This window comes from Pseudarthrobacter sp. KH_020_B (assembly GCF_057840185.1).
The window spans coordinates 2,302,204-2,320,065 of record NZ_CM174506.1; the positions used below are offsets into that span (position 1 = coordinate 2,302,204).

Sequence of the window (17,862 nt, forward strand, 5' to 3'; positions counted from 1 at the left end):
GAGGCATCCTAACCCCGCCGGAGCGTTTGTGGGCATGCCTATCCGCGCCGGACAGCGGAAGTCCTGTTAGCCCAGCGGCTGCTTCCGTGTCAGGATCAGGTATGCCACACCGTTTGATGCTGCTCGACACCGCGTCCCTGTACTTTCGCGCCTTTTACGGCCTGCCGGACACCCTCCGCCGCGCTGACGGAACACCGGTGAACGCCGTGCGCGGCCTCCTGGACATGATTGCCCGCCTCACCACTGACTACGGGGCAACCCATCTGGTTGCCTGCTGGGACGACGATTGGCGTCCGCAGTGGCGTGTGGACCTGATCCCTACGTACAAGTCGCACCGGGTCGCCGAACTGGTGTCGGATGCCCCCGACGTCGAGGTGGTCCCGGACGCGCTCGAAGCGCAGCTTCCGATGATCCGCCGCGTCCTCGAGCTGGCCGGCATCGCTATCGTGGGCGCTGCTGAACACGAGGCCGACGACGTCGTCGGTACCTATGCCAGCCACGCGGACCTCCCCGTCGATGTGGTCACCGGCGACCGTGATCTTTTCCAGACCGTCAATGACGACCGTCAGGTGAGGGTGATCTACACTGCGCGGGGCATGAGGAACCTCGAAGTCGTGACCGACGCCGTCGTCGTCGGGAAGTACCGCGTGCTGCCCGAACAATATGCCGACTACGCGACCCTTCGCGGCGACGCCTCCGACGGGCTGCCAGGCGTGGCCGGCATCGGCGAGAAGACCGCTGCGTCGCTCCTGGGCGAGTACGGCACACTGGAGAACTTGCTCGCTGCAGCCGCTGACGGGGGCGGCGGAGTATCCGCGTCCATTCGCTCGAAGCTGGCCGCGGCCGCCGACTACCTCACGGTCGCGCCAACGGTTGTGAAAATTGTGCGTGACCTCAAGCTTCCCACCCTCGAGGAAGCGGGAGCCCAGCTGCACCCCATCGACGGCGAATCGCGCGCCGAGCTGGAGCGCCTCGCCGTCGAATGGAACCTGGGCGGCTCTGTCAAACGGCTGCTGGACGCGTTTGACCGGCACGAACGTTAAATTGCTGCATACGCACCGACCGTGCTGTCCGGGAGCGGCCTCACTGACGCTGCCTGTGGGTGTCAGTGTGCCGCACGGTTGGGGGACGGCTGCTCTGATAGCCAGAGAAAGTCAGCTACTGACAGGCAGGGTCCCGGTTCGTCGAGGGCTTGCCGCAGCCAGGCGGGATCCGGCGACCGGTCTGCAGGGGGCAGAAAATCGGGCAGCGCGCCGTCAAGCATGGCATCGTTAGACACCGTTCCGTCACGCGGGACTTCGTCGGGCGGGGCGTCGTTGGGCAGTGCGGAGCCTGGTTCCTGGTGGCATAGCTCGTCCAGTATCTGGGGTGGCCAGTGGGGTGGTTCCCAGTCCTGATGTTCGCTTTGGTAGTGGCGGCCTGACGGTGAAGTCCAGCCGGGTGGGTTGTTGGTTGCTGCCCCCGTGGGTGTCCAGGTTGTGGTGTGTTTCAGCCTGTGGTGCTTGGGGCAAGGCGAACCGAGGTTCGATATGCCGGTGGTGCCGCCGTCCGCCCAGGAGAGCAGGTGGTCGGCTTCGTTGTCGAGGGACTGGTTGCTGCAGCCAGGGAACGGGCATTTCCCGTCCCGCAGTCTCAGCCATTGGCGCATCGCGGCAGGGATCCGGTAGCTGGTCCGTCCGATCTCCAGCGGTGCCCCGTCGCGGGGGTCGGTCAGGACGCGGTGGAACGAGGACGCCCCTTCGGCAACAAGTTGGCGGGCCATCGACGCCGGGATGGGTCCGTATCCGTCGAGCATGGCGGGTTCGTCGGTGAGGCCCATAAGGGCGAATACAGGCACGGTCACCAGGACCTGGGCGGTGGGTGAGGGCACGTGCTCGGCGGTGCCGCCCAGGAGCCACAGGGCGGCCACATCGGCGCGGAGTTGGGTGAGGGTCCGGCCCTCGGTGGGGCCTTGGAGGGCGCGGGCTGCAGCGGTGGTGCGGTCCCAGATCCCGGCGGCCTGATCCGCAGGGAGGTAGGCACTCAGCCAGGCCATGCCGTCCCGGTCCGGGGCGAGCTCGAGGCGCCGGTCGGCGGCGCTGCGGGTGTGGCGTTTTTCGATGCTGTCCGGGTGGTGGCGTTCGCGCCAGGTCCGGGCTTTGTGCCGGAACCGGGACGGGATCATTTCCCCGGCCGCGCAGCGACAGGCCGCGTTCTCCGCATTAGGGTCAAGGAAGTGCGCCTCCAGCGCGGCGGCGTCAGCGGGGTTGAGGTTGGCTGTTTCGTCGACCATAACCCGGGCGTGCTGCCACGAAATGCTCCCACCCTGTAACGCGGCGAGCGTCAGGGGCAGGGTAGTAGTCAGTTCGTGGGCCTGGGCCAGCAAGTCCCCGGCAGCGGGTTCGCTGACGGTCAGCACACAGGCGAGTTCCGACACCACACTCATTTCCAGGGCGGTGTCCTGGCCCGGGCCCGTGGCGGGGGCGGCCATTTTCATGGACTTGTCTGCGAACGCGGCGGTAAGGTGCACCTTCACAGCTGCCAGCATGGCTTCCACCCTTCCCGCTTCTTCGAGCCCGTCGAGGCATGCATCCGCCTGGTCCCGGAGAGGATCGGCACCTGTGGAGCCCAAAGCCGGTGCGGCGCGGCGCATATGAACAACAAGCGCGGCGACAGAAGCCTCAAGGGCCCCTACTGCTTCACCTGCTGTGATGCGTTCCATAGATCCATCATCATGAGGGGGTACGACATTTAAGGACCCGTCCGGCCTGGTCCGAGAAAACCTTTTGAAAAGTTTTTCGGCCCGCCGGCCGGGCGGGCCGGAACTGTCCGTTCGCGCAGGGCGGCCGCATGCACAGCGGAGCGGACGACGGCGGTGGGTCCCGCCGTCGTCCTCCGTGCTGCGTACCGGCAACTTTCAAAGTGGAATGACACGCCGGCTGCTCAGTCTGCTGCCGTGAGGGACCGGCCGTTCCTGATCCGCGACGGACCAAAAACGACGGTCAGCGGGGCAATCGTCCGCGGCGCGCGTTCCCGCGACAGTGGACGGCCGACGGCGACATGGGGCACCCAGTGCGGAAAGCGGTAGCCCAGCGCCGGTGAGCTGAGGATGAAATCGTCCACATTGTCCACGAGGAGCCGGTCCAGGAGATCATGCAGGCCCTGCACCAGGGACACCTGGTAGTCGTGCACGCGATCGGGCACGTCCACTTCGAGCCCGGAGATGCCTCCTCCTCCCAGCACGATCAGTTGTTGCGACGTTGCCGCAAACCCGTCCAGTACGGGCAGACCCTGCAACCAGCCCGTTGTTTGCCGGACGGCCTCACCGGCCGGGGTGATCCCCTTGGTCCAGTCCGCGACGTCCTGCGCAAAATCCGCCAGGATGCCGACATGCAACAGTGTCAGGTGCAGCCCCTGCGGCCGGCGGAGGGCGTTGACATAGCTGCCCAGCGCCTCGTAATCGGACGGGCCCGCACCAACCATGAGGACGGGAACCTCCACTGTGATGCGCGGAACCGGCTGCATTGGACCCCTTCACAGTGGCACGGACTCTTGGGCTCTGGCTGCCATTATCCTCCGCTGCGGCCGCCCCGACCCGGTGGTTGCTCTTGCCCTTGCGCCCGCCAGGGTGTCGAATCAGAGAACACGATTCGGCCCGGTGCATGGCAAAGACGCCAGGAGGTTCCCATGTCAGTGAAAGCCGCAAAGGACGTAGCGCGGACACCGGGGCGGGGAGGGCCGGAGGTGCGCCGGGCTGATGCTCCGCACGGCATCGCGGCAACAGATCCGGAACAGGTGCGCAACGTGGCGCTCGTGGGGCATTCGGGCGCCGGGAAGACCCTGCTGATCGAAGCATTGCTGGCCGCCCACGGCATGATTTCACGCAAAGGCTCCATCGCAGAGGGCACCACCGTCAGCGATTCCGACCCCTCGGCAGTGCGGCAGCAACGGTCGGTCACGCTGTCCCTGGTTCCGCTGCTTGTCGACGGGATCAAGGTGAACCTGCTGGACACTCCGGGCTATCCGGACTTTATCGGCGAACTTCGGGCGGGGCTCCGGGCTGCGGACGCCGCCCTCTTTGTTGTCTCCGCCGTTGACGGCATCGACGCCACCACTACGGCGCTCTGGGGCGAATGCGAAGGCCTGGGGATGCCGCGGGCTGTGGTCATCTCCCGCGTTGACCACCTCCGGGCAGATTACGACGGCGTCCTGGCCGCCTGCCAGCAGGCGTTCGGCGACGCGGTGCTGCCGTTGTACGTCCCGGTCCGTGCCGGCGGCGAAACCAGCGGGCTGCTGGGATTGCTGACAGGCACGGTTTCTGACTACTCCGCCGGGAACGCGGACGCCGGTTCCCGGGACGCTGACCCCGGCGAGCGCGCGGCGTCGGAGGCCGCCCGGGGCCGGCTCATCGAAGGGATCATCGCGGAGAGCGAGGACGAGACCCTGATGGACCGCTATCTGGGTGGTGAGGACATCGATACCGATGTCCTGATCGCGGACCTGGAAACCGCCGTCGCCCGCGGTTCCTTTTTCCCGGTGGTGCCGACCTCGGCGGTCACCGGGCTTGGTACGGCGGAACTGTTGGAAGTCCTGACCCGGGGCTTCCCGTCGCCGGTGGAGGGCGCCCTCCCGGAGGTGACTGACCTGGCGGGCGCGCCGGCGTCCGCCTTGGCCTGTGACCCGGACGGGCCGCTGGCTGCTGAGGTGGTCCGCACCACCATTGATCCGTTCCTTGGCAGGGTCTGCCTGACGCGGGTCTTTTCCGGCACGCTGCGTGCTGACACTCCAGTCCACGTCGGCGGGCACGGGCTCGCCGACCGCGGCCATCAGGACCATGACACGGACGAGCGCGTCACGCACCTGTATTCTCCGCTGGGCCCCAACCTGCGCCCTGTCGCGCACTGTGTGGCCGGTGACATCTGTGCGGTGGCGAAGCTGGGAAGCGCCGAAACCGGGGACACCATTTCGGCCAAGGACCAGCCGCTGCTGCTGGCCACCTGGGAGATGCCGGAACCGCTGATGCCGGTGGCAGTGGAGGCGGACTCGCGCAGTGACGAGGATGCGCTGGCCCGGAGCCTGGCCAAGGTGGCCGCCGGCGATCCCACGCTGCGTGTGGAGCGGAACGCGGAAACACACCAGCTGATCCTCTGGTGCATGGGGGAGGCCCATGCCGAGGTGGTGCTGGACAGGCTGCGCGACCAGGGCGTGAAGCTTCACACCATTGACGTGGTGACGCCGCTGCGGGAAACGTTCGCCGCCCCGGCAACGGGCCACGGCCGGCACGTCAAACAGTCCGGCGGCCACGGGCAGTACGCCGTCTGCGACATCGACGTGGAGCCGCTGGACCGTGGCGGCGGGTTCGAATTCGTCGACAAAACAGTGGGCGGGGTGATCCCCGGAACGTTCATCTCCTCCGTGGAGAAAGGGGTGCGCGCGCAGATGCAGAAAGGGCTGGCTGCCGGGTTCCCCGTAGTGGACCTGCGCGTCACGCTGGTGGGCGGCAAGGCCCACAGCGTTGACTCTTCCGACGCCGCGTTCCAGGCGGCGGGGGCCCTTGCGCTCCGGGAGGCCGCCGCCACAGGTCGCATCCAGCTGCTCGAGCCGGTTTCCTTCGTCAGCATCACGGTATCCGAAGCGCACGTGGGGGCCGTGATGAGTGACCTCTCAGCACGCCGCGGCAGGCTCACCGGCACGGCCACATCCGGTGGTGAGCTGACCGAAATCAGCGCGGAAGTTCCGGACCAGGAACTGCTGAAGTACGCCGTGGAGCTGCGGGCGCTGACTGCCGGGACCGGCCGGTTCCGGCGCCGGTACCTCCGGCATGACCCGGTGCCCAGCAGCTCATGAAAGCCAGCCTATGAACGCTGCCGCGCGGAGGATCCAACGCATCTACCTCACCCTGACGCTGGGCAATACCCTTGCGGCCTCCTTCATCTGGGGAATCAACACGCTCTTCCTGTTGGACGCCGGGCTGAGCAACCTTGAAGCATTCGCGGCCAACGCCTTCTTCACAGCCGGCATGGTCCTGTTCGAAGTACCCACCGGGGTCATTGCGGACAGTTGGGGGCGCCGCGTTTCATTCCTGCTCGGCACCGTCACCCTGGCCGTCTCCACCTACCTGTACTACCTGCTCTGGCAGATATCCGCGCCCTTCTGGTCCTGGGCGGTGGTGTCGGTCCTGCTGGGTCTGGGCTTCACTTTCTTCTCCGGGGCAGTGGAGGCGTGGCTCGTCGATGCGCTGCATTTTTCGGGTTATTACGGGGACCTGGAGACCGTCTTCGGACGGGGACAGATGGTGTCGGGCTTCGCGATGCTGGTGGGCTCGGCGGCCGGCGGCGTGATCGCCCAAGTCACTGACCTGGGCGTGCCGTTCCTGGTGCGCGTCGGAGTGCTCGTGGCGATGTTTAGTGTGGCCTTCTTGCTGATGCGCGATGTTGGATTCACTCCGGAACGCTCCCCGCATCCGCTCAAAGCGACCAGGGCAGTGCTGACGGCCTCCATTGAGAGTGGCCTCAAGAACCCGCCCGTACGGTACGTCATGCTTTCCGCCCCGTTCAGTGCCGGCATCGGGTTCTATGTGTTCTACGCGCTGCAACCGTACCTGCTGGAGCTCTTCGGGGACCCGCGGGCCTACTCCGTCGCCGGACTCGCGGCGGCCGTTATGGCGGGAGCGCAGATCCTGGGCGGCTGGTTGGCACCAACTGTCCGGCGCCGGGTCCGCAGGCGCACCACTGTGCTGGTGGTGAGCAGCAGCATGGGCGGGCTAATCCTGGTGGCGCTCGGCATCACGCGCGTGTTTTGGGTGGCCCTGCTGCTGCTGGTGCTCTGGGCTCTGGTCTCCGCGGCGGGCACCCCGGTGCGGCAGGCCTACCTCAATGACATGATTTCCTCGCAGCAGAGGGCAACGGTGCTCAGTTTCGATTCGCTCATGGGATCGAGCGGTGGAATTGTGGTCCAGCCGCTCATGGGCCGGGCAGCGGACGTGTACGGTTACCCCCTCTCGCTTGCCATCAGCGGTGTCATCGAACTGTTCGCCGTGCCGTTCCTGCTGGCCAGCCGGCGGCGGCGCTCGCCGGCCGACACTGCCACCACCGAAGCCGGCACACCGGTCTGAGGCATGGCCTTGGCACAAAAAGTTGAGCCTTGAGAGTCCCAACCCGGCGGAGTATCGTGGCGCAAACCCACCCTGCGCAAACACCCTGACTTGGGAGAGATCATGCCTAGTGTGCGACGTCAATTGGCTGCTGTGACTGCTGTCCTGGCTTTGAGCGTGACGGGTGGGGCTGTCACCACCCCAGCGTTCGCAGATCCCCGGGAGATCAAGAAGGAGGCGACGGCGACCGGGTACGGCGGGGCGGTGAGCACCGTTGACCCGGAAGCGTCCGCCGCGGCGATCGAGGTCCTGCGCGACGGCGGCAATGCGGCGGACGCCGCCGTCGCCGCGGCCGCGACCCTGGGTGTGACCGAGCCCTACAGTGCCGGCATCGGCGGGGGAGGTTACTTCGTGTTCTACGATGCGAAGACCCGTGACGTGGGAACCATAGATGGACGCGAGACGGCTCCGGCAACGATGCCGACCAACGCGTTCATAGACCCCGCCACCATCACACCCGCGAACCCGGCCGGCAGCCCGTACCGTTTCTCTCCGGAACTGATCACCAGCGGCGTCTCGGTAGGTGTCCCGGGTACGCCGGCCACGTGGGAACGGGCCCTGGATCGATGGGGCACCCTGGACCTTGATGAGGCCCTCGAACCTGCCATCAAGGTGGCTGAGCGTGGCTTCGTAGTAGACGAGACCTTCCGCCAGCAGACGGCCGACAACCAGGCGCGGTTCGAGGCCTTCCCTGCCACGAGCAGCCTGTTCCTCCCCGGCGGCGAACTGCCCGCCGTCGGCAGTATCCTCCACAACCAGGACCTCGCCAAGACGTACCGCCTCCTTGCCAAGGAGGGGACGGATGCCTTCTACGGCGGCCCGCTCGCAGCGGAGATTGCCGCCACGGTGCAGGCGCCGCCCAAGAGTGCCACTACCACGCTGCCCGTTCCACCGGGCTACCTGACGACGGCGGATCTCGCCGCATACCGGACGCTGGACCAGGAGCCCACCCATGTGGAGTACCGCGACTACGACGTTTATGGCATGGCGCCCTCCAGCAGCGGCGGCACCACCGTGGGCGAGGCACTGAACATCCTGGCGCCGTTCAACCTGGCCGGGATGACCACGCCGGGCGCCCTGCACCACTACCTTGAGGCCAGCGCACTCGCTTTCGCGGACCGCGCCAAGTACCTGGGCGACCCGGCATTTGTCGACGTCCCCACCGAAGCGCTGACCAACCCGCTGTTTGGCAAGGAACGGGCGTGCGCAATCGACCCGAAGCATGCGGCGACACCGAAGCCCGTCGCCGCCGGTGACGTTTCCGGGTTCGACGGCGTCTGCACGGTTTCGTCGGCGGCAGCCGCGGACGAGAAGGACACCGAAAACATCTCCACGACCAACCTGACTGTGGCGGACAAGTGGGGGAACGTGGTGGAGTACACGCTCACGATTGAGCAGACCGGCGGTTCCGGCATCGTGGTTCCCGGCCGTGGGTTCATCCTCAACAACGAGCTCACCGACTTCTCCACCGTCTATGTCCCCACCGACCCGAACCGGATCGAAGCGGGCAAACGCCCGCGCTCCTCAATGTCGCCCACCATCATCCTCAAGGACGAGAAGCCGTTCCTGGCGCTCGGTTCCCCCGGCGGATCGATGATCATCACCACGGTCCTGCAGACAATCCTCAACCGCGTGGACCTGGGCATGACTATCTCCGAGGCGATCGCGGCCCCGCGCGCGTCGCAAAGGAATACTCCCGCGGTGGCTGCCGAGCCTGCCTTCAGGGCGGCTTACGAAGCGCAGCTGACCACGTACGGCCACACGTTCTCCACAACAGCCGAGATCGGGGCGGCCACGGCCATCGAGTTCCAAGATGATGGCGTCATGGTTGCCGCGGCCGAACCCACACGGCGCGGAGGCGGTTCGGCGATGGTGGTCAAACCGTCGCGGTGAACCAACTTGCCGCGGTGAGCCGGATGGCCGGGGTGGCCCGGGTTACTGCCCCATCCCGGGCCGGACGGGAACAAACTCGATGCTGGTCTGCACCTTTTTCTGCGGGCCACGGGAAAAACCCTTGGCATCAAGGTGATTCTGGGCGCGGAACACCGCCAGGGCGTCGTCGTAGATCTCGTTGAGACGGCGGCCGGAGAACTCCTCCTGGGAGCCGTCGCTGAACGTGACCGTCACGGTGGCACTGGCGGGAAAGTGCCGCTTCATACGGATGAAGCCTTCGGAGTCCTGCTGGAGGTTGATCAAGGGAAGTCCTGCTTTCATGGTCGACGACCTCCAGTCTGACCTATCCAGGCGCACCTGCGCTGATGGCGGTGGGGGATTGCGGCGACAATGGACGGGTGACATCGCCACCCAAATCCGCCGCCGTCCCCGCCGGCACCCCTGGTGCCGCCACCTTTGATCTGGCGGCCATCGGCACCGGTTTGGCCTTTGCTGAGTCGCTCGCGGAGTTGTCCTCGGTGCTGCGCGCCGGCGGTGCGGCGGGTACGGCAGTGGTGCAGGCACCGCCCGGCACCGGCAAAACGACGCTTGTCCCGCCGCTGCTCGCCAACCTGACGGGACCTACCAGAACGGCCCGGCGTGTGGTGGTCACACAGCCGCGGCGGGTCGCGGCGCGTGCAGCTGCCCGGCGGCTGGCCGCCCTGGACGGCAGCCGGATCGGAGACCGCGTGGGGTACACCGTCCGCGGAGAACGCCAGGCCGGCCCTGCCACCGTAGTGGAGTTTGTCACGCCGGGCATCCTGCTGCTGGGGATGCTCACCGAAGTGCGCCAGTTGCGCGGCGACCTCACCCTCGTGGCTATGTCCGCCACACTGGACGCGCCCCGCTTCGCCGCCCTGATCGGGGGAACAGACGGGAACGCAGGGAAAGGACAGACAGGGACAGCGGACGACGGCGGCGGGCCGGCGCCCGTCGTCGACTGCCCCTCAGCGCTGTACCCCCTGGCCGTGGACTGGGTACCCGCCGCCGTGCCGCGGCTGGACGACCGCGGGGTGACACGAGGGTTCCTCGACCACGTGGCAGATACCGCCGCGCAGGCCCACGCGGCCGCGGTGGCACTGGACGCGGGCACTGATGCCTTGGTCTTTGTCCCGGGGGCCTGGGAGGTCTCCTATGTGGCAGCCCGGCTCCGCGGCCGGGCGGCCCCCGGGACCGATGTGCTGGAACTCCACGGCCAGGCCAGCCCCACCGAACAGGACCAGGCCGTCTCCGGGCGCCGGCCGGGCGGCCCGGTACGGATCATCGTGTCCACGGACCTGGCCGAGTCGTCCCTGACCGTCCCTGGTGTGCGGCTGGTGATCGACTCCGGGCTGACCAGGGAACCCCGCCGTGATGCCAGCCGCGGCATGTCCGGGTTGGTAACTGTTTCCTGCTCCCGGGCCTCGGCCGAACAGCGGGCCGGCCGCGCCGCGCGGCAGGGCCCGGGCCGGGTGGTCCGCTGCTACGACCAGAAAACGTACGGTGCCGCGCCGGCGCATGTAACGCCCGAGATCGCTGTCGCGGACCTCACCGGTGCCGCGCTGCTCCTGGCCTGCTGGGGATCACCGGGCGGCGCCGGGCTGGCACTGCCGGATGCACCTCCTGCGGCAGCCATGGGCGAGGCTGTGGAGGTCCTGCGCGAACTCGGAGCCGTGGCGCGGGACGGGCACGCCACCAAGCTGGGGCGGACGCTGGCCAGGGTCCCGGCCGATCCCCGGCTGGCCCGCGCACTGCTGGACGGCGCAGCGGCCGTGGGCCACCGCGCCGCGGCAGAAGCGGTGGCACTCGTGGCGGGGGACCAGCGGGCCCCGGGGGCCGACCTCACGCGGCTGCTGACCGCCCTGCGCACCGGAACGGACCCCGCCGCCCGGCGCTGGGCGGAGGACGTTCGCCGGCTGGAGACCATCGCACGGAAGGAAGGCGCCGCCGTCGGCCCTTCCGCCATCGCCTCCCTGGTCAGCAACGCGCCGGTGACAGCTGCGGAGGCGGTGGGCGTCGTCGTCGCGCTGGCGTTCCCGGACCGCGTGGCCCGGCGTGTCCCGGGCGACGGCCCGGCACGGTACCTGCTGTCGTCCGGCACTCGCGCGGGGTTGCCGGCGGGCAGTCCGCTGACAGGGCATGAGTGGCTGGCCGTGGCGGAAGTTTCACGCGCCGCCGGCCGGGACGCTGCCGGCACGGGCGCGGTAATCCGGTCCGCCGCGCCGCTGAGCGCCGACACCGCCGAGGCGGCCGCCGGGCACCTCCTGACCGACACCGTGGAAGCGCAGTTCAGCCAGGGCCGGGTGAAGGCCAGGCGGGAACACCGGCTGGGTGCCATCAGCCTGTCCTCCACCCCCGTCCGCCCCTCCGCCGAGGACGGCCGGGCCGCCGTGGCCCGCGCCCTCGCCAAGGACGGGCTGGGAACCATCGGATGGTCGACGGCGGCCGACGCGTTGCGCCGCCGCCTCGCCTTGCTGCGCCGCGAATTGGGCGAGCCGTGGCCCGACGTTTCGGAACAGTCACTGCTGGCACGGCTGGACTCCTGGCTGGGACCGGAGCTGGAGGCACTGGCTGGCGGTGCCGCCACCAACAGCATCGACCTCACCAACCCCTTGCGGCGACTGCTGCCCTGGCCCGAGGCGGTCCGCCTGGCGGAACTGGCACCGGAGGCACTGAAAGTGCCGAGCGGCTCCATGGTGCGGATCGATTACCCCGAGGTTTCGGACAAAGCCGGCCCGCCGGTTGTCGCGGTCAAGCTGCAGGAATGCTTTGGCTGGGCTGAGACGCCACGGCTGGTGGACGGCAGGGTGCCTGTCCTCTTCCACCTGCTCTCACCCGCGCGGAGGCCGCTCGCCGTGACGGATGACCTGGCGTCGTTCTGGTCCGGGCCCTACGCACAAGTGCGGTCCGAGATGCGCGGCCGTTACCCCAGACATCCGTGGCCGGAGGATCCCTGGACAGCGCAGCCGACTGCCCGGACCAAAGCCCGCATGTGACGCCGGCCCCGCCGCGCGCCTTCTTTCGGTGGTTGCACAGGTGAGATGAAGGATACGTGGCCGAAACGTTGCGTCGACGCGCTGAAACATGGCCCAGTTAGGCTCGTTCCTACTTGGACAACGTGGTCCAGACCACCACACGAAGGGACACAATAATGTTGCTTTTGAGTAGCCTGAACTTCCTCCTTGACGCCGGCCGCGGAGAGGGCAGCCGCCCGCACAACAGCGGGATCGGGAAGACCGATTTCCCCACCGGCCGGCTGACCTCCACCGCCTGGGAAGGCTGGTGGCACGAGGACGTCGCCTAGCCGGACCGGACGACTGGCCGGACGGCACATCTGGCCGGACCGGTCAGACGCGGCTCCGCATGAACTCCGCCACCCTCGGTGCCAGCGACGCTCCGATCTCCGCAGCGTCGCGCTTCTTGCCTGCCACGGCGAAGGAATGGTCACCGCCGTCGATCCAGTCAAGGACGGCAGACCGGCCGATCCGGGAGACCACACCCTCCAGCAGGTCCGGCGTCGCGAAGGTGTCGCGGGTGCCCTGCAGGAACAGCATGGGGAGGGTGAGCCCGTAGAGGTGCTCGTCGCGGAGCTTTTCCGGTTTGCCGGGCGGGTGGAGGGGATACCCGAGGTAGACAAGTCCGGCAGTGTCCATTCCCTCGGCGACGGCCATGGACGCCATCCGGCCGCCGAACGATTTGCCGGCCGCCCACACCGGTCCGGTATCACCGTGGGCCTGGGCTTGGCGCGTGGCTTCGTCCATGGCGGCGCGCCAGGCGGCGATGGCTGCTGGCGGCCGGTCCGGGAACTTCCGGCCGGCCTCGCGGTAGGGGAAGTTAAAGCGCAAGGTGGCAACGGCGTCGTCGTTCAGTCCGCGGGTGAACCCGCTCATGAAGGGATGCTCCATACCAGCGCCTGCCCCGTGCGCCAGCACCAAGGTGGCGAAAGGGCTGTCCGGGCGGGCATAGGCGGCGGAAACGCCGACGTCGCCCACGGCGATCGTCAGGGCGGACTCTGAGACGGTCATGGATCCATCATGCCGGAAACGTGCCACAGGAGGGGCGGGGTGCTGACGCCGCGAGCGGCGCAGGGTAGGTTTGGCCCCATGGCGAGCGAACAGACCACCCTCACTGTCCCGGGACCGAACGGCGAGCGCGAGATGCGCGTTTCCAGCCCCAGCAGGGTGCTCTGGCCTGACCTGGGCCTGACCAAGCTGGACCTCGCACGCTACATGGTGGACGTGGGGGAGGCGTTCATTGCCGCGAACGGTGACCGGCCGGTGGCGCTGCAGAGGTTCTCAGAGAACGTCGAGGGGGACCAGTTCTTCTCCAAGAACCCGCCCAAGGGCACGCCGGACTTCATCCGGTCGGTGAAGGTGGTCTTTCCGAGCGCACGCTCGCACCCCATGCTGGTCCTTGACGAACCTGCCGCGGCCGTGTGGGCGGTGCAGATGAATACGGTGGTGTTCCATCCGTGGCCCTCGCATGCAGGGAACACCGATAACCCGGACCAGCTGCGAATTGACCTTGACCCGCAGCCGGGCACAGACTTCGACGACGCCGTCCCGGCTGCACTGGCGCTGAAAGAGGTGTTGGCGGAGGCCGGGCTGGATACTTTCATCAAGACCTCGGGGAATCGCGGCCTCCACGTTTACGCGCCTATCGAGCCCAACCACGAATTCCTGGAAGTCCGCCACGCGGTGATCGCTGCGGCCCGCGAACTGGAGCGGCGGATGCCGGACAAGGTCACCACGGCCTGGTGGAAGGAGGAGCGCGGTGTGAAGGTGTTCCTGGACTTCAACCAGGCGAACCGGGACCGGACCATCGCCGGCGCGTACAGCCCCCGCGCGCTGGCCCACGCGCCGGTCTCCTGCCCCATCAGCTGGGACGAACTGGGCAGCGCGGATCCCAAAAACTTCACCATCCTGACGGTGCCGGAACGGCTCAGGACCGTGGGCGATCCCTGGGCAGACATGAAGGCGCAACCGGGCACCATCGACGTGCTGCTGGGCTGGTGGGAGCGGGACCTCAAGGCTGGCCTCGGCGAACTGCCCTTCCCGCCGGACTACCCGAAGATGCCCGGTGAGCCCCCGCGGGTGCAGCCGAGCCGGGCCCGCAAACAGGACTGAGTCCGTTCGAGCCCGGGTTACTCGAACCGGGACGGGTCGCCGGTGCCGCGCCGGACCACTTCCGCCACTCCGCTCGAATAGTCGATCACCGTGGTGGGCTCTGCTCCGCAGTCGCCGGAATCGATGACGGCGTCCACTTCGTGCTCGAGCCGTTCCTTGATTTCCCAGCCCTGGGTCAGCGGGTCTTCCTCGTCCGGGAGCAGCAGGGTGCTGGAGAGCAGCGGTTCGCCAAGTTCGGCCAGGAGCGCCTGGACCACGCGGTTGTCCGGGATCCGCACGCCCACGGTCTTTTTCTTCGGGTGCAGCAGCCGGCGCGGCACTTCCTTGGTGGCCGGCAGGATAAACGTGTAGCTTCCGGGCGTGACGGCCTTGATGGCGCGGAAGACGTCGTTGCCGATGTTCACGAACTGGCCCAGCTGGGCGAAGTCCTTGCACACCAGCGTGAAGTGGTGCTTGTCGTCGAGCTTGCGGATATTCCGGATCCGGTCCAGCGCATCCTTGTTGCCCAGCTGGGCCCCGAGGGCGTAGCAGGAGTCCGTGGGGTAGGCGATCAGCCCGCCGTCGAGCACGATCTTCACGGCCTGCGTGATCGCGCGGGGCTGGGGATCCTGGGGATGAACATCAAAGTATCTGGCCATGCTCCTGAGCCTACGACAATTGCCGCCCTGGCCAGAAGACAGGCACGGCTCCGTGGACAGGCACGGCGCCGTGCGTACAACGCCGACGGAGGATAGGTTCAGGGCGTATAGGTTCATCCAGGCTGGTGAGACCGGGTGGATGAGTCCTGGTCGGGCAAACGAAGGGTGGCAGCATGCCGGAGTGGCTTCAGGCGTTGATGTGGGGAACCGTGGCCGGTGCCGCCCTGGTACTGGGGGCCGCCGCGTCATGGAAATGGCCCATTCCGTCCAAACTTGTCTCCTCGATCATGTCCTTTGGGGCTGGCGTGCTGATATCGGCGCTGGCGTTCGAACTCGTCGGTGAGGCTGTTGAGGGAGGGGGCCTGTGGCCCACCGTGGCCGGATTCCTGGCCGGTTCCGTGGTCTACGTGGGAGCGAACACGCTCCTCACGCGGGCGGGCGCTAAACACCGCAAACGCTCAGGCGGCCAGCAACCGTCGGAGCAGGAGAGCCCGGGCAGCGGCGCGGCCATCGCCTTCGGTGCTCTCCTCGACGGGATCCCGGAGTCAATAGTGCTCGGCGTCGGACTCATCACCGCGGGATCAGTCAGTCCGGCCATGCTTGCGGCTGTGTTCATCTCCAACGTTCCCGAGGGCCTTTCCGGAACTGCCGGGATGAAAAAGGCAGGCCGCAGCACCGGCTACATTTTTGGGGTGTGGGGAGGCATTGCCGTCATGTGTGGGCTCGCCTCACTGCTCGGGTACGTGGCGCTGGAGAACGCTCCGGACGCCGTCATCGCCTTCATTACCGCGATCGCGGCGGGCGGGATCCTGGCGATGCTCGCGGACACGATGATCCCCGAGGCGTTCGAAGAGCATCACAACCTCACGGGACTGACCGCTTCCGTCGGGTTCCTGACGGCCTTCACAGTCCACCAACTCGGAGGGTGACGTCCCGCCGGCGTCAACGCTCAGCCCACATGCACCCACGGCCGCTTCGTGACATCCGGTTCGGCTTCACGCAGGATCTCGCGTGTCACGGGTGCGATCTCGCCTTCGCCCAGCACCAGGAACTTCAGGAGGTTCACGGCAGGATTGCCCTCGGTCCAGCGGAAGTAGACGTGCGGCATCAGCCCGGTCACATCGCGGATGTGCAGGAGCACCGAAGCGATGGTGTTGGGCACAACCGGTCCATGGACTTCCAGCACGTCGAACCCGTGCCGCACCACACCCCGGACCTCCAGGGCGGTCTCGAAGTCGGAGGAGTCATCCACTGTCACTTCCAGGAACAGGGGCCGGTAATCAGAGGGGAAGTGGCTCGCTTCGGTGGCGGACGCCAGCTTCTGCCGGTAAGCGTCCGCTGACTGGCGCAGCGGTTCATGGGCGATGATCCCGATGGGCCCGGACAGGGTGTCCGCCATGAACTCAAGCGCCTGGGTGTCCAGCCGGACGTGCGTGGCGTGCAGTTCGAAGGACCGCAGCACGCGCGAGAGCAGCGAGATGCTGATGATCCCCAGGATGAAGAAGCCGGCAATCCGGATTCCTTCCGGACGTTCAAAGATATTAGCAACTGTTGTGTAGACAAAGAGCACGGTGATGATGCCAAAGCCGATGGTCCGGTTGCGCTGCTGCAGCCGGCGGGCGGAGAGTGTCACGGCAACTGCCGCCGAGGTCATCAACACCAGGACGCCGGTGGCGTACGCACCGCCCTGGGCGTCGACGTCGGCCTCAAACAGCCAGGTGATCAGGAACCCGATCAGCGTGAAGACGAGCACGAGCGGACGGACGGCCTTGGCCCACTCAGGCGCCATGCCATAGCGCGGCAGGTAGCGCGGCACAAGGTTCAGCAGGCCGGCCATCGCTGATGCGCCGGCAAACCAGAGGATGGCGATGGTGCTGAGGTCATAAACGGTCCCAAAGCCGGCGCCGAGATGTTCGTGCGCCAGGAACGCCAACGCCCTGCCGTTCGCCTGCCCGCCCGGCAGGAACTCGTCCGCCGGGATCAGGACCACCGTGGTGAAGCTGCTGGTGACCAGGAAGGAACTCATGATCACGGCGGCGGTGGTCAGCATCCGCCGGGTCCCCTGGATCCGCCCGATCGGGTTCTGCTCGGTATCGCCCGCGCCGCCGCGGACCTGCGGCATCACCGCAACGCCGGTTTCGAAACCGGACAGTCCCAACGCCAGCTTGGGGAAGACCAGCAGGGCGATCGCCACCGCCATCAAGGGATTGCCGTGCGACGTGGTGAGGGTCTGCCACCAGTCGCCCACAGCAACGGGGTGGGTGGCAGCCTCCCCGAGCGCCCTGGCTATCACCACCACGTTCAGCCCCAGGTACACCACCACCAGCACCACGGCGACGCCGATGGCCTCCTTGAACCCGCGCAGGAAGACCGCGGCGAGCAAAGCAAGCAGGACCAGCGTCACGGCCACCTCCTGGCCGTGCAGCATGTCCGGGGCAAAGGGATTCTCGATCAGGTGGGCCGTTGCGTCCGCAGCCGACAGCGTCATGGTGATCATGAAGTCGGTGGCCGCGAACCCCAGCAGCACCAGCACCAGGAGCTTGCCCCGCCACTTGGCCAGCAGGCGCTCCAGCATGGCAATGGATCCCTCGCCGCGGTGGCTTTCGATGGCAACCCGGCGGTAGACCGGGAGCGCGCCGAACAGTGTGACAGCCACCAGGACCAGCGTGGCCAGGGGAGAGATAACGCCCGCCGCGAGCGCAGCGATGGCGGGCTGGTAGCCGAGCGTGGAGAAGTAGTCCACGCCGGTCAGGCACATCACCTGCCACCAGTGGTGCTTCTTCCGCTGGTCGGCGAGCCCGCCCGGCCCCTGATGGGTGCCCTTCGCGTCCTCCAATCCATGCAGCAGCCAACTGCCCAGGGCCGCCCTGCGCGTCGGGCGGAGGGCCGAGGGATCGGCGGGAGGTCTGCTCATGGTGGTCATACATGCCTTTCCGTCCGCGGCACAGCACGGCGGCACAGCTGAATCTAGTACGGGGGAGACGTGCCGGAGCCGGATTCCGGCGGATCCTGACGCATCCTTAACACCCGTATGGCCAAAGCCACCATCCCAGGG

General features: G+C 67.5%; 14 protein-coding genes. 8 read left to right on the top strand and 6 right to left on the bottom strand.

The features are described 5' to 3' along the window. The first annotated feature begins 101 nt into the window (after positions 1–101). A complete protein-coding gene (locus AC3IT0_RS10565) occupies positions 102–1,043 on the top strand; it encodes a 5'-3' exonuclease (RefSeq protein ID WP_489323636.1) in 942 nt (313 codons plus the stop codon). Positions 1,044–1,105: 62 nt separating this feature from the next. Here AC3IT0_RS10565 and AC3IT0_RS10570 read toward each other — a convergent pair whose 3' ends face one another. Together AC3IT0_RS10570 and AC3IT0_RS10575 are read right to left on the bottom strand one after the other, a co-directional pair. Further along, complete coding sequence (locus tag AC3IT0_RS10570; RefSeq protein WP_489323637.1) at positions 1,106–2,701, bottom strand: HNH endonuclease signature motif containing protein; 1,596 nt, start codon at positions 2,699–2,701, stop codon at positions 1,106–1,108. Positions 2,702–2,922: 221 nt separating this feature from the next. Continuing rightward, positions 2,923–3,504: a hypothetical protein gene (locus AC3IT0_RS10575; RefSeq protein ID WP_489323638.1), complete on the bottom strand. Its 582-nt coding sequence runs from the start codon at positions 3,502–3,504 to the stop codon at positions 2,923–2,925. A 162-nt stretch (positions 3,505–3,666) separates the two neighbouring features. Here AC3IT0_RS10575 and AC3IT0_RS10580 point away from each other — a divergent pair, with 162 nt between their 5' ends. The 3 genes from AC3IT0_RS10580 (at position 3,667) to ggt (ending at position 9,025) form a co-directional block, all read left to right on the top strand. Continuing rightward, the gene (locus AC3IT0_RS10580) at positions 3,667–5,826 is read left to right on the top strand and encodes an elongation factor G-like protein EF-G2 (protein WP_489323639.1); all 2,160 of its coding nucleotides are present in this window, start codon (positions 3,667–3,669) and stop codon (positions 5,824–5,826) included. Positions 5,827–5,836: 10 nt separating this feature from the next. Continuing rightward, complete coding sequence (locus AC3IT0_RS10585; protein ID WP_489323640.1) at positions 5,837–7,093, top strand: MFS transporter; 1,257 nt, start codon at positions 5,837–5,839, stop codon at positions 7,091–7,093. A gap of 102 nt (positions 7,094–7,195) precedes the next feature. After that, the gene (ggt, locus tag AC3IT0_RS10590; protein ID WP_489323641.1) at positions 7,196–9,025 is read left to right on the top strand and encodes a gamma-glutamyltransferase; all 1,830 of its coding nucleotides are present in this window, start codon (positions 7,196–7,198) and stop codon (positions 9,023–9,025) included. A gap of 42 nt (positions 9,026–9,067) precedes the next feature. Here ggt and AC3IT0_RS10595 read toward each other — a convergent pair whose 3' ends face one another. Further along, the gene (locus tag AC3IT0_RS10595; RefSeq protein ID WP_489323769.1) at positions 9,068–9,328 is read right to left on the bottom strand and encodes a hypothetical protein; all 261 of its coding nucleotides are present in this window, start codon (positions 9,326–9,328) and stop codon (positions 9,068–9,070) included. Between the two features lie 62 nt (positions 9,329–9,390). On the opposite strand from AC3IT0_RS10595, the gene AC3IT0_RS10600 reads away from it, so the two are divergent. Together AC3IT0_RS10600 and AC3IT0_RS10605 are read left to right on the top strand one after the other, a co-directional pair. After that, positions 9,391–12,039 carry an ATP-dependent RNA helicase gene (locus AC3IT0_RS10600; RefSeq protein ID WP_489323642.1) on the top strand — a complete coding sequence of 883 codons (2,649 nt, stop codon included), beginning with the start codon at positions 9,391–9,393 and terminating at the stop codon, positions 12,037–12,039. Between the two features lie 164 nt (positions 12,040–12,203). Next, the gene (locus AC3IT0_RS10605) at positions 12,204–12,347 is read left to right on the top strand and encodes a hypothetical protein (RefSeq protein WP_489323904.1); all 144 of its coding nucleotides are present in this window, start codon (positions 12,204–12,206) and stop codon (positions 12,345–12,347) included. Between the two features lie 43 nt (positions 12,348–12,390). Here AC3IT0_RS10605 and AC3IT0_RS10610 read toward each other — a convergent pair whose 3' ends face one another. After that, the gene (locus AC3IT0_RS10610; RefSeq protein WP_489323643.1) at positions 12,391–13,068 is read right to left on the bottom strand and encodes an alpha/beta hydrolase family protein; all 678 of its coding nucleotides are present in this window, start codon (positions 13,066–13,068) and stop codon (positions 12,391–12,393) included. Positions 13,069–13,146: 78 nt separating this feature from the next. On the opposite strand from AC3IT0_RS10610, the gene ligD reads away from it, so the two are divergent. Next, positions 13,147–14,169, top strand: coding sequence for a non-homologous end-joining DNA ligase (gene ligD / locus AC3IT0_RS10615; protein ID WP_489323644.1), 1,023 nt, complete (start codon positions 13,147–13,149; stop codon positions 14,167–14,169). 17 nt (positions 14,170–14,186) lie between these two features. Here ligD and AC3IT0_RS10620 read toward each other — a convergent pair whose 3' ends face one another. After that, positions 14,187–14,807, bottom strand: a complete 621-nt coding sequence (locus AC3IT0_RS10620; RefSeq protein WP_058932553.1) for an L-threonylcarbamoyladenylate synthase — start codon at positions 14,805–14,807, stop codon at positions 14,187–14,189. Between the two features lie 173 nt (positions 14,808–14,980). On the opposite strand from AC3IT0_RS10620, the gene AC3IT0_RS10625 reads away from it, so the two are divergent. Beyond that, entirely contained in the window at positions 14,981–15,736 is a 756-nt protein-coding gene (locus AC3IT0_RS10625; RefSeq protein ID WP_489323645.1) for a ZIP family metal transporter, read from the top strand. A gap of 20 nt (positions 15,737–15,756) precedes the next feature. On the opposite strand, the gene AC3IT0_RS10630 is transcribed toward AC3IT0_RS10625, so the two are convergent. Continuing rightward, the gene (locus tag AC3IT0_RS10630; RefSeq protein WP_489323646.1) at positions 15,757–17,730 is read right to left on the bottom strand and encodes an APC family permease; all 1,974 of its coding nucleotides are present in this window, start codon (positions 17,728–17,730) and stop codon (positions 15,757–15,759) included. Positions 17,731–17,862 lie beyond the last annotated feature (132 nt).

Coding starts and splice junctions, on each gene's coding strand:
- AC3IT0_RS10625 (WP_489323645.1), top strand. CDS start 14,981: ATGCCGGAGTGGCTTCAGGCGTTGATGTGGGGAACCGTGGCCGGTGCC.
- AC3IT0_RS10600 (WP_489323642.1), top strand. CDS start 9,391: ATGGCGGTGGGGGATTGCGGCGACAATGGACGGGTGACATCGCCACCC.
- ggt (WP_489323641.1), top strand. CDS start 7,196: ATGCCTAGTGTGCGACGTCAATTGGCTGCTGTGACTGCTGTCCTGGCT.
- ligD (WP_489323644.1), top strand. CDS start 13,147: ATGGCGAGCGAACAGACCACCCTCACTGTCCCGGGACCGAACGGCGAG.
- AC3IT0_RS10585 (WP_489323640.1), top strand. CDS start 5,837: ATGAACGCTGCCGCGCGGAGGATCCAACGCATCTACCTCACCCTGACG.
- AC3IT0_RS10575 (WP_489323638.1), bottom strand. CDS start 3,504: ATGCAGCCGGTTCCGCGCATCACAGTGGAGGTTCCCGTCCTCATGGTT.
- AC3IT0_RS10630 (WP_489323646.1), bottom strand. CDS start 17,730: ATGACCACCATGAGCAGACCTCCCGCCGATCCCTCGGCCCTCCGCCCG.
- AC3IT0_RS10610 (WP_489323643.1), bottom strand. CDS start 13,068: ATGACCGTCTCAGAGTCCGCCCTGACGATCGCCGTGGGCGACGTCGGC.
- AC3IT0_RS10565 (WP_489323636.1), top strand. CDS start 102: ATGCCACACCGTTTGATGCTGCTCGACACCGCGTCCCTGTACTTTCGC.
- AC3IT0_RS10620 (WP_058932553.1), bottom strand. CDS start 14,807: ATGGCCAGATACTTTGATGTTCATCCCCAGGATCCCCAGCCCCGCGCG.
- AC3IT0_RS10570 (WP_489323637.1), bottom strand. CDS start 2,701: ATGGAACGCATCACAGCAGGTGAAGCAGTAGGGGCCCTTGAGGCTTCT.
- AC3IT0_RS10580 (WP_489323639.1), top strand. CDS start 3,667: ATGTCAGTGAAAGCCGCAAAGGACGTAGCGCGGACACCGGGGCGGGGA.